Origin of the sequence: Escherichia sp. 93.0816 (genome assembly GCF_013368855.2) — a bacterium.
GTDB classification, from domain to species: domain Bacteria; phylum Pseudomonadota; class Gammaproteobacteria; order Enterobacterales; family Enterobacteriaceae; genus Escherichia; species Escherichia ruysiae.
Genome location: NZ_JABWNC020000006.1, coordinates 207,810 through 218,990 on the forward strand (window position 1 = coordinate 207,810; position 11,181 = coordinate 218,990).

Consider the following 11,181-nt stretch of genomic DNA (forward strand, 5'->3'; position numbering starts at 1 on the left):
AGGTTTCAAAATGATAACTTCGCAAGCTAGTAACATTCACAACGAAATTATCCACGTTTCAGTTTAAGCGCCAATGATAGAGCATTCTGTGATAGTGGATCATGGGGAAAGATCACATCGGGCTTTAAATCACCAGAATACATACCCTTAATTGCGGGAATTTTTTGTGGTCGGGCGAAAACGGTCAGTCCTTTCATAAACAAGGTGTCGGTGACGCGCTGCTGATCGTCCAGGGCGATGGCGACCACGACCCGTGGCTTAAAGCGCCCACTGGAACGACCTACACCGACGCGCCCTTGCTGGCAGAGCGCGTCGAAGGCTCGATTAAAACGAGAAATTTGCCAGCCGCCTAAGGCCAGTTGCGCACACCAGGCGATAACGGCGACGGTGATGAGAGCTGATACCATAACTTCTCCTAAATGTGGGTACGTTTTTCCCCCTCACCCCAAAGAGGCGAGGGGATCGTCCGAACCCTTTTTGAACATTGTCATCAGTCTGAAATCCTAAAAGGATCTCCGCTGTTGATCAGAACATCACCTGACCACCGGTGACATTGATTGACTGTCCGGTGCAGTACGACGCTTTGGGACTGGCGTAGAACAGCAGCATATTCAGCACATCCTGATAATCGCAGCCGCGTTTGAGCGGTACTTTATCGATGTAATAGTGCTCGACTTCGTCCGGTTTGATACCCAGCTTGGTGGCGTATTGCGGCAACAGTGACTGGAACATCGGCGATTTCAGCAGGTTACCGAGCATCAGCGAATGCACCGTAATGCCGTACTCTGCCAGATCCAGCGCCAGTGATTGAGTCAGCCCTACGCCACCAAATTTCGCGGCGCTGTAGCCAGAGTTATGTTTACTGCCCACCTTGCCGGATTTCGAGTTGATCTGAATAATGCGTCCCTGAATGCCGTCGCGGATCATCAAACGCGAAAATTCACGCGCGCACAGGAAATAGCCCACCAGATTCACCTGTAGCGAACGGTCAAAATCGCCGAGCTGGAAATCGCTGATAAAGGCTGCTTTTGCTATTCCGGCGCTGTAGACCAGCAAATCCACGCGACCAAAGATTTCATCTACCCCACGAGAGAGCGCCAGAACGCTTTGCTCGCTGGTGGCGTCAGCACCAAAACCGTACGCTGTTCCTTCACCATATTCGGCGTTAATTTCTTGTGCCACATTTGCGGCTTTGTCGCTCTGAATATCGACAACCGCGACGCGATACCCCTCGGCAGCCAGACCGTGGCACAGGAACGCGCCTAAGGTTTGCCCACCACCAATGACAACGGCAACCTGATTCATTTTTTACTCCTTAACAGATTCAAACTTCAAAACCGATCCCGGCGCGATATCGTCGGGTACAGGGCCTGCCACATGGACAGTGCCCGGAAATTCCGCTTCGCTTAAACCATCGAAGCGCAGGGTGACATGACCCAGTTCGCGAAGATTGTTCTCCGCCACGCTGCCAACGGCGGTCACCGGATAGCGATGCTGCCCGAGAGAAAATTGCAAACCGGGATGGAGTTCACCTTTCAATTCGCCGTGGCAATGGATGAAGCAATACTCTTCGAGATCCGCAGGTGCGCCTTCACGAAAGGTGATGAGCATCTGGTCGCTGAAGGCGTCAGTGGCGCTCGCGCCGATACGGGTGATGGTGGTCTGATAAATAACGGTCATGTTTCAGCCTCTATTGATAGATAAAACCGGAGACAAACCAGGCGATCAGTACAGTTGGTGCGCCGGTCAAAAAGCGGCTCACCAGTACAGAAGGGACGCCGACGCGAACCGTGTCCTGACGGGCTTCCGCCAGCGATAAACCGACCGGGATAAAGTCGCAGGCCGCCTGCGCGTTGATGGCAAACAGCGCCGGTAAAGCCAGATGCGGCGGAATATTGCCGAGACCAATCTGCACACCAATCAATACGCCGATAACCTGCGCAATAACGGCGCCTGGGCCGAGGAAAGGCGAAAGCAGCGGGAAGGAGCAGATGAGCGCCAGCATGACCAGACCCAGTGGATGGCTCGCCAGCGGAGCAAGACCGTGGGCAATCCAGTCTCCAAGGCCGGAGGCCATAATGATGCCGATGAGCGCCGAGACGAACGCCATAAACGGCAGAATGGTTTTTAATACGGTATCGATAGTGTCGCGCCCGGACTGAAACAGCACGGCAACGGCAGACCCCATGCCCATTCCCACTTTCGCCAGTAAACCATCGCTTTGTTCGGTGATTTTCTTGCTGGCGTCGTAGTCACGGCCAACGGAAGAAGATTGTGGGGCAACAACGTCAATGGCGGTAATGTTCTCTTCTTTCACGCCAGAGACATAAATATCCTCCACGATGTACTGCGCCAGTGGACCGGACTTGCCTGTCGAATGGATATTAATGGTGGGAATACGCCGTTTTGGATAGATGCCGCAGCGCAGTGTGCCGCCGCAGTCGATTACTGCAACGCCGATTTCCGCTTCCGCTGGTTCACCTTCTTTAAAGCCGTCGATAGCCTGCCAGCCAGTAAGCTGTGCCAGTTTGTCGACAATTGCAGGCCGGGTTCCGGCGGTGATATAGACGATTTTTTTACCTGGCGTGGCTTCCAGTTCAAGCGGGCCACCCCAGCCACCAGTGCCTTTTTCGATCCGAATACGCGTCATGATGTCGCTCCTGCCAGGTGAACTTTCTGTTCAAGTTGAATGCCCATCTTTCTCTCGAAAATGGCGGTGGTCAGGTCGGTCACCCAGCCACGGAAAAAGTTCGTAACCAGACCAACCAGCAGGTAGCTCACTGCCAGTGGGCCAAGTGGCAGATTCAGCGTCGTCAGACCGCTGGCAATTCCCAGATAAACAAACAGTTCACCAGGGTTGATATGAGGGAAGAGACCGTTCATTGAGTGGCAGCTATAAGAAGCCGCCGCGTAATAGCTGGGTTTGAACTTTTCCGGCATAAAACGGCCCAGGCTTAAGGTCATTGGGTTACAAAAAACAAACGTGCCAATACACGGTAATAGCAGGTAACGGGAAACAGGATTGCCGGCGCAACGTTGAGCAAATCGTTCAATGCGGTGCTGCCCGATAAAATTAATCAGCGCGTTCATGATTACCAGCAGGCTTATCAACAGCGGAAGAATGCCGGTCACCATCCCGGTAAACACCTCTCCACCTTTCTGGAACAGCCCGATGAACCACTCTGCGCCATGAGTAATGGTTTCTATCATTGTTCACTCCTTCAGAATTTATTGTTTTATTACCAAACGGCAACCCAATCTAATCAAATTGAAAGATTTAAAAGTGTTATTTTGATCGCAAAATGAAAGATAAATATTTTAATTTGAAAGTTTAGTTAAAAGGATGGTGAGGAAGGTGATTTGTGTTATGTAAAGTCCGTATTGGGCAGTGACTACCGCTTCCTTGTGCGGGGCGGGATGCTTTACCATACTTGCCCCTGGTTGAATCTGTTAAATGGACTCCTCATGTTCAAGCGTCGTTATGTAACATTGCTTCCCCTTTTTGTGTTGCTTGCCGCCTGTAGCAGCAAGCCAAAACCTACTGAGACTGAAACGACCACCGGAACGCCGTCCGGCGGCTTCCTGCTTGAGCCGCAGCACAATGTGATGCAGATGGGTGGTGACTTCGCTAACAATCCGAATGCGCAGCAGTTCATCGACAAAATGGTGAACAAACACGGCTTCAATCGTCAGCAGTTGCAGGAAATCCTCTCCCAGGCGAAACGTCTGGATTCGGTACTGCGGCTGATGGATAACCAGGCACCAACCACATCAGTGAAGCCGCCATCAGGCCCGAACGGCGCATGGCTGCGTTATCGCAAAAAATTTATTACGCCGGATAACGTGCAGAACGGCGTGGTTTTCTGGAACCAGTATGAAGATGCGCTGAATCGCGCGTGGCAGGTGTATGGCGTACCGCCGGAAATTATCGTCGGGATTATCGGCGTTGAAACCCGCTGGGGACGCGTGATGGGTAAAACTCGCATCCTCGATGCGTTGGCGACGCTGTCATTTAACTACCCGCGCCGCGCGGAGTATTTCTCTGGTGAGCTGGAAACCTTCCTGCTAATGGCGCGCGATGAGCAGGACGATCCGCTCAATCTGAAAGGTTCCTTTGCCGGTGCAATGGGCTACGGTCAGTTTATGCCGTCGTCTTACAAACAATACGCCGTGGATTTCAGCGGCGACGGGCATATCAACCTGTGGGACCCGGTTGATGCCATTGGCAGCGTGGCGAACTATTTCAAAGCGCATGGCTGGGTGAAAGGCGATCAGGTCGCTGTAATGGCAAATGGTCAGGCACCGGGGTTGCCAAATGGCTTCAAAACCAAGTACAGCATTTCACAACTTGCAGCGGCAGGGCTGACGCCACAGCAGCCACTGGGCAATCATCAGCAGGCCAGCTTGCTGCGTCTGGATGTCGGGACGGGGTATCAGTACTGGTACGGTTTGCCGAACTTCTACACTATTACCCGTTACAACCACAGCACTCACTACGCAATGGCGGTCTGGCAGTTAGGACAAGCCGTGGCGCTGGCGCGCGTACAGTAACTCTTTGCAAGAGGGAGGTTAAACCTCCCTCTGCTATCTTACTGTTTATTCGAAAGAGATTGCTGACGTAATTGTTTGATTTTCTTAGACAGCGACACTGTATATCCCAGGCAGACAACGCCTAACGCAGCTTGACCAAAATCGAAAGGTTCAAGATAGCCGGAAGATAAAATCTTACATACCACTGCAACCAGGGCGCTGATGCCGCCAATGGTGACCCACATACGCATTTGCGTGGTCTGTTTGAGTACGTTTTGTGGGGTGTTATCCGTTTTCTTTGTTGCCATTACTTTTCTCTCCCTATGAATACATATCAATGCGAACGCGGCATGGTAGCTTTTTTCTTTACTGGTTGGTCGTAACAGTCTTATTTCGGAATGCGACTCGTAAAATGAATCGCTCGTCCCCATCTTTTACGGGAAAGTGCTATCTTGTCCGGCATAAATATCTGACTGATAGAGGTTGTGATGACTGACAGTGAACTGATGCAATTAAGCGAGCAGGTAGGGCAGGCGCTGAAAGCCCGTGGCGCAATCGTAACAACCGCTGAATCTTGTACCGGTGGCTGGGTAGCGAAAGTTATTACTGATATTGCTGGCAGTTCCGCCTGGTTTGAACGCGGATTTGTCACCTACAGTAACGAGGCCAAATCGCAGATGATCGGCGTGCGAGATGAGACGCTGGTGCAGCATGGCGCGGTGAGTGAACCCGTCGTGGTGGAAATGGCGATTGGCGCCCTGAAAGCGGCTCGTGCCGATTATGCCGTTTCTATCAGCGGTATCGCCGGGCCGGATGGCGGCAGCGAAGAGAAGCCAGTTGGCACTGTCTGGTTTGCTTTTGCTTCAGCCAGCGGCGAAGGTATTACCCGCCGGGAATGCTTCAGCGGTGACCGTGATGCGGTGCGTCGTCAGGCGACGGCTTATGCATTGCAGACGTTGTGGCAACAATTTCTACAAAACACTTGATACTGTATGAGCATACAGTATAATTGCTTCAACAGAATATATTGACTATCCGGTAATACCCGGCATGACAGGAGTAAAAATGGCTATCGACGAAAACAAACAGAAAGCGTTGGCGGCAGCACTGGGCCAGATTGAGAAACAATTTGGTAAAGGCTCCATCATGCGCCTGGGTGAAGACCGTTCTATGGATGTGGAAACCATCTCTACCGGTTCGCTTTCACTGGATATCGCGCTAGGGGCAGGCGGTCTGCCGATGGGTCGTATCGTCGAAATCTACGGACCGGAATCTTCCGGTAAAACGACACTGACTCTGCAGGTTATTGCTGCTGCGCAGCGCGAAGGTAAAACCTGTGCGTTTATCGATGCAGAACACGCGCTGGACCCGGTCTACGCACGTAAACTGGGGGTCGATATCGATAACCTGCTGTGCTCTCAGCCGGACACCGGCGAGCAGGCACTGGAAATCTGTGACGCCCTGGCGCGTTCTGGCGCCGTAGACGTTATCGTCGTTGACTCCGTTGCGGCACTGACGCCGAAAGCGGAAATCGAAGGCGAAATCGGCGACTCTCATATGGGCCTTGCGGCACGTATGATGAGCCAGGCGATGCGTAAGCTGGCGGGTAACCTGAAACAGTCCAACACGCTGCTGATCTTCATCAACCAGATCCGTATGAAAATTGGTGTGATGTTCGGTAACCCGGAAACCACAACCGGTGGTAACGCGCTGAAATTCTACGCCTCTGTTCGTCTTGATATCCGTCGTATCGGTGCGGTGAAAGAGGGAGAAAACGTGGTGGGTAGCGAAACCCGTGTGAAAGTCGTGAAGAACAAAATCGCTGCGCCATTTAAACAGGCTGAATTCCAGATCCTCTACGGCGAAGGTATTAACTTCTACGGCGAGCTGGTTGACCTGGGCGTGAAAGAGAAGCTGATCGAGAAAGCGGGTGCATGGTACAGCTACAAAGGCGAGAAAATCGGCCAGGGTAAAGCGAATGCAACTGCATGGCTGAAAGACAACCCGGAAACCGCGAAAGAGATCGAGAAGAAAGTGCGTGAGCTGCTGCTGAGCAACCCGAACTCAACGCCGGATTTCTCTGTAGATGACAGCGAAGGCGTAGCAGAAACTAACGAAGATTTTTAATCGTTAGTTATGATAATAGATAATGTGTGCACGGACGGTTCCCTCGCCCCTTTGGGGAGAGGGTTAGGGTGAGGGGAACAGGCCAGCACTGGCGTGAAAAATTACTCTCACCTCGATCCTCTGAGTGGCAGGCAGGGCCTGCGGGGAAATCCTGCCACTCATTGACTATTAAACCTGTTTGTCAGCAAAACTTGGGTCGCATTTGCGACCCTTTTGCTTTTTAAGTTTTAAGGATATGCCATGACAGAATCAACATCCCGTCGTCCGGCATATGCCCGCCTGTTGGATCGTGCGGTACGCATTCTGGCGGTACGCGATCACAGCGAGCAAGAATTGCGACGTAAACTCTCAGCACCGATTATGGGCAAAAATGGCCCGGAAGAGATTGATGCCACGGCAGAAGATTATGAACGTGTTATTGCCTGGTGCCATGAACATGGCTATCTCGATGACAGCCGATTTGTTGCGCGCTTTATCGCCAGCCGTAGCCGTAAAGGTTATGGACCAGCGCGTATTCGTCAGGAACTGAACCAGAAAGGTATCTCCCGAGAGGCCACAGAAAAAGCGATGCGTGAATGTGACATCGACTGGTGCGAACTGGCGCGTGACCAGGCGACGCGAAAATATGGCGAACCGCTACCAACAGTCTTTTCAGAAAAAGTTAAGATCCAGCGTTTTCTGCTCTATCGTGGCTATCTGATGGAAGATATCCAGGAGATTTGGCGAAATTTTGCCGACTGAACGCATACGGTATTTTACTTCCCAGTCAAGAAAACTTATCTTATTCCCACTTTTCAGTTACCAGCCCAGCGGTTATTAACTTGCTGCTGCTGGTGGCGATATTTCGTTAGCTTGATTTCAGGATAATTATGAGCAAGAGCACCGCTGAGATCCGTCAGGCGTTTCTCGACTTTTTCCATAGTAAGGGACATCAGGTAGTTGCCAGCAGCTCCCTGGTCCCCCATAACGACCCAACTTTGTTGTTTACCAACGCCGGGATGAACCAGTTCAAGGATGTGTTCCTTGGGCTCGACAAGCGTAATTATTCCCGCGCTACCACCTCCCAACGCTGCGTGCGTGCGGGTGGTAAACACAACGACCTGGAAAACGTCGGTTACACCGCGCGTCACCATACCTTCTTCGAGATGCTGGGCAACTTCAGCTTCGGCGACTATTTCAAACACGATGCCATTCAGTTTGCATGGGAATTACTGACCAGCGAAAAATGGTTTGCTCTGCCGAAAGAGCGTCTGTGGGTTACCGTCTATGAAAGCGACGACGAAGCCTACGAAATCTGGGAAAAAGAAGTTGGTATCCCGCGTGAACGCATTATCCGTATCGGCGATAACAAAGGTGCGCCATACGCGTCTGATAACTTCTGGCAGATGGGTGACACTGGTCCGTGCGGCCCGTGTACTGAAATTTTCTACGATCATGGTGACCACATCTGGGGTGGCCCTCCGGGAAGTCCGGAAGAAGACGGCGACCGCTACATTGAGATCTGGAACATCGTCTTCATGCAGTTCAACCGTCAGGCGGATGGCACGATGGAACCGCTGCCGAAGCCGTCTGTAGATACCGGTATGGGTCTGGAGCGTATTGCTGCGGTGCTGCAACATGTTAACTCTAACTATGACATCGACCTGTTCCGCACGCTGATCCAGGCGGTAGCGAAAGTCACTGGCGCGACCGATCTAAGCAACAAATCGCTGCGCGTAATCGCTGACCACATTCGTTCTTGTGCGTTCCTGATCGCGGATGGCGTAATGCCGTCCAACGAAAACCGTGGTTATGTACTGCGTCGTATCATTCGTCGCGCGGTGCGTCACGGCAATATGCTGGGCGCGAAAGAAACCTTCTTCTACAAGCTGGTGGGGCCACTGATCGAGGTCATGGGTTCTGCGGGTGAAGACCTGAAACGCCAACAGGCTCAGGTTGAGCAGGTGCTGAAAACTGAAGAAGAGCAGTTTGCGCGTACTCTGGAGCGCGGTCTGGCGCTGCTGGATGAAGAGCTGGCGAAGCTTTCTGGTGATACGCTGGATGGCGAAACCGCTTTCCGTTTGTACGACACTTACGGCTTCCCGGTTGACCTGACGGCTGACGTTTGTCGTGAGCGCAACATCAAAGTTGACGAAGCTGGCTTTGAAGCAGCAATGGAAGAGCAGCGTCGTCGTGCGCGCGAAGCCAGCGGCTTTGGTGCCGATTATAACGCAATGATCCGTGTTGACAGTGCATCTGAATTTAAAGGCTATGACCATCTGGAACTGAACGGCAAAGTGACCGCGCTGTTTGTTGATGGTAAAGCGGTTGATGCCATCAATGCAGGCCAGGAAGCGGTAGTTGTGCTGGATCAAACGCCATTCTATGCAGAATCTGGCGGTCAGGTTGGCGATAAAGGCGAACTGAAAGGCGCAAACTTCTCCTTTGCGGTAGAAGATACGCAGAAATACGGCCAGGCGATTGGCCACATCGGTAAACTTGCTGCGGGGTCTCTGAAAGTGGGCGACGCGGTGCAGGCTGATGTTGATGAGGCTCGTCGCGCTCGTATTCGTCTGAATCACTCCGCAACGCACTTGATGCACGCCGCGCTGCGCCAGATTCTGGGGACTCATGTATCGCAGAAAGGTTCTCTGGTTAACGACAAAGTGCTGCGTTTCGACTTCTCACATAATGAAGCGATGAAACCAGAGGAAATTCGTGCCGTAGAGGATCTGGTTAACGCACAGATTCGTCGTAACTTGCCGATCGAAACCAACATCATGGATCTCGAGGCTGCGAAAGCGAAAGGCGCGATGGCGCTATTTGGCGAGAAGTATGATGAACGTGTACGTGTACTGAGCATGGGCGATTTCTCCACAGAGCTGTGTGGCGGTACTCACGCCAGCCGCACCGGTGATATCGGTCTGTTCCGTATTATCTCTGAATCGGGTACTGCTGCGGGCGTTCGTCGTATCGAAGCTGTAACCGGAGAAGGCGCTATTGCCACCGTTCATGCAGACAGCGATCGCTTAAGCGAAGTTGCGCATCTGCTGAAAGGCGATAGCAATAATCTGGCTGATAAAGTTCGTTCAGTACTGGAACGTACGCGTCAGTTGGAAAAAGAGCTACAACAGCTTAAAGAACAGGCTGCCGCGCAGGAGAGTGCAAATCTTTCCAGTAAGGCAATTGATGTTAATGGTGTTAAGCTGTTGGTTAGCGAGCTTAACGGTGTTGAGCCGAAGATGTTGCGTACCATGGTTGACGATTTAAAAAATCAGCTGGGGTCGACAATTATCGTGCTGGCAACGGTAGCCGAAGGTAAGGTTTCTCTGATTGCAGGCGTATCTAAGGACGTCACAGATCGTGTGAAAGCAGGGGAACTGATTGGTATGGTCGCTCAGCAGGTGGGCGGCAAGGGTGGTGGACGTCCTGACATGGCACAAGCCGGTGGTACGGATGCTGCGGCCTTACCTGCAGCGTTAGCCAGTGTGAAAGGCTGGGTCAGCGCGAAATTGCAATAATATTAGCGTCAGGCAATGCCGTGGACTTGCTCCACGGCATTCGCATCAACGCTATCGACAACGATAAAGTCAGGTTGAAGTTGTGTATATCGGCTAAACTTAGGTTTAACAGAATGTAATGCCATGACTGCTTACATGTAATGTGTTTGTCATTGCTTACTTTTTGGCGTTATATGATGGATAATGCCGGGATACAGAGAGACCCGACTCTTTTAATCTTTCAAGGAGCAAAGAATGCTGATTCTGACTCGTCGAGTTGGTGAGACCCTCATGATTGGGGATGAGGTCACCGTGACAGTTTTAGGGGTAAAGGGCAACCAGGTACGTATTGGCGTAAATGCCCCGAAGGAAGTTTCTGTTCACCGTGAAGAGATCTACCAGCGTATCCAGGCTGAAAAATCCCAGCAGTCCAGTTACTAATCTTTCCGCGTCTCATCTTTAACGGTGAGACGCACCCTCAAAATCTCTCCTTCACTTCATTTTCTTTTCGCGTTACTCCCGTTCATTCAACGTTAACATCCATTTTTCTGCATCACGCCTGCCTGTCATAGGCCATTTTTTCTGTTGATAAAACACTCTTTTTGACGTTTTTACAGTCTAATTGAGCGTGAAGTGTGCAAACGATAAAAGTGTGGGAAAAATTGTTTGACTTATAAGTCTCAGAAAGTAATATGTGCGCCACGCAGCGACGATGAGCGATAAACAAGTTCTTCGAAGCACTCGTAAGAGGCGTGTGGTGAGGTGGCCGAGAGGCTGAAGGCGCTCCCCTGCTAAGGGAGTATGCGGTCAAAAGCTGCATCCGGGGTTCGAATCCCCGCCTCACCGCCATTTGCATCCGTAGCTCAGCTGGATAGAGTACTCGGCTACGAACCGAGCGGTCGGAGGTTCGAATCCTCCCGGATGCACCATCTCTTACTTGATATAGCTTTCGTAGCGATATCAATATCAGCAGTAAAATAATTTTCCCGATGCATCCGTAGCTCAGCTGGATAGAGTACTCGGCTACGAACCGAGCGGTCGGAGG

Annotated in this window: 12 protein-coding genes and 2 tRNA genes; 8 read left to right on the forward strand and 6 right to left on the reverse strand. The window is 51.7% G+C overall.

The features are described from left to right. Positions 1-47: 47 nt before the first annotated feature. The 5 genes from gutM to srlA all read right to left on the reverse strand — a co-directional run bounded on the left by gutM (position 48) and on the right by srlA (position 3,210). On the reverse strand, positions 48-407 hold the full coding sequence (gutM, locus tag HEM79_RS09825; RefSeq protein WP_176241657.1) for a transcriptional regulator GutM: 360 nt from the start codon (positions 405-407) through the stop codon (positions 48-50). A gap of 118 nt (positions 408-525) precedes the next feature. Beyond that, positions 526-1,305 (reverse strand): sorbitol-6-phosphate dehydrogenase, encoded by a 780-nt coding sequence (gene srlD / locus HEM79_RS09830; RefSeq protein WP_176241656.1) that lies wholly within the window; start codon positions 1,303-1,305, stop codon positions 526-528. Between the two features lie 3 nt (positions 1,306-1,308). Beyond that, entirely contained in the window at positions 1,309-1,680 is a 372-nt protein-coding gene (gene srlB / locus HEM79_RS09835) for a PTS glucitol/sorbitol transporter subunit IIA (RefSeq protein WP_000216197.1), read from the reverse strand. A 10-nt stretch (positions 1,681-1,690) separates the two neighbouring features. Then, positions 1,691-2,650 (reverse strand): PTS glucitol/sorbitol transporter subunit IIB, encoded by a 960-nt coding sequence (gene srlE / locus HEM79_RS09840; protein WP_176241655.1) that lies wholly within the window; start codon positions 2,648-2,650, stop codon positions 1,691-1,693. Next, positions 2,647-3,210: a PTS glucitol/sorbitol transporter subunit IIC gene (gene srlA, locus HEM79_RS09845; protein WP_000573315.1), complete on the reverse strand. Its 564-nt coding sequence runs from the start codon at positions 3,208-3,210 to the stop codon at positions 2,647-2,649. Before srlA ends, srlE begins: the two co-directional genes overlap by 4 nt. A 255-nt stretch (positions 3,211-3,465) precedes the next feature. Here srlA and mltB point away from each other — a divergent pair, with 255 nt between their 5' ends. After that, positions 3,466-4,551: a lytic murein transglycosylase B gene (gene mltB / locus HEM79_RS09850; RefSeq protein WP_012311623.1), complete on the forward strand. Its 1,086-nt coding sequence runs from the start codon at positions 3,466-3,468 to the stop codon at positions 4,549-4,551. Positions 4,552-4,589: 38 nt separating this feature from the next. Here the strand turns inward: mltB and HEM79_RS09855 are convergent, their stop codons facing one another. Next, the gene (locus HEM79_RS09855; RefSeq protein ID WP_176241654.1) at positions 4,590-4,838 is read right to left on the reverse strand and encodes a hypothetical protein; all 249 of its coding nucleotides are present in this window, start codon (positions 4,836-4,838) and stop codon (positions 4,590-4,592) included. Positions 4,839-5,018: 180 nt separating this feature from the next. Here HEM79_RS09855 and pncC point away from each other — a divergent pair, with 180 nt between their 5' ends. From pncC to HEM79_RS09890, 7 genes are all read left to right on the forward strand, one after another. Further along, positions 5,019-5,516, forward strand: coding sequence for a nicotinamide-nucleotide amidase (gene pncC / locus HEM79_RS09860; protein WP_176241653.1), 498 nt, complete (start codon positions 5,019-5,021; stop codon positions 5,514-5,516). A gap of 79 nt (positions 5,517-5,595) precedes the next feature. Next, positions 5,596-6,657, forward strand: a complete 1,062-nt coding sequence (recA, locus tag HEM79_RS09865) for a recombinase RecA (protein ID WP_000963153.1) — start codon at positions 5,596-5,598, stop codon at positions 6,655-6,657. 240 nt (positions 6,658-6,897) lie between these two features. Further along, complete coding sequence (gene recX / locus HEM79_RS09870; protein ID WP_176241652.1) at positions 6,898-7,398, forward strand: recombination regulator RecX; 501 nt, start codon at positions 6,898-6,900, stop codon at positions 7,396-7,398. A gap of 128 nt (positions 7,399-7,526) precedes the next feature. Beyond that, positions 7,527-10,157 carry an alanine--tRNA ligase gene (gene alaS / locus HEM79_RS09875; RefSeq protein WP_000047207.1) on the forward strand — a complete coding sequence of 877 codons (2,631 nt, stop codon included), beginning with the start codon at positions 7,527-7,529 and terminating at the stop codon, positions 10,155-10,157. 234 nt (positions 10,158-10,391) lie between these two features. Beyond that, positions 10,392-10,577: a carbon storage regulator CsrA gene (gene csrA, locus HEM79_RS09880; protein ID WP_000906486.1), complete on the forward strand. Its 186-nt coding sequence runs from the start codon at positions 10,392-10,394 to the stop codon at positions 10,575-10,577. Positions 10,578-10,892: 315 nt separating this feature from the next. Continuing rightward, a tRNA-Ser gene (locus HEM79_RS09885) sits at positions 10,893-10,985 on the forward strand. A 3-nt stretch (positions 10,986-10,988) separates the two neighbouring features. Continuing rightward, positions 10,989-11,065, forward strand: a tRNA-Arg gene (locus HEM79_RS09890). Positions 11,066-11,181 lie beyond the last annotated feature (116 nt).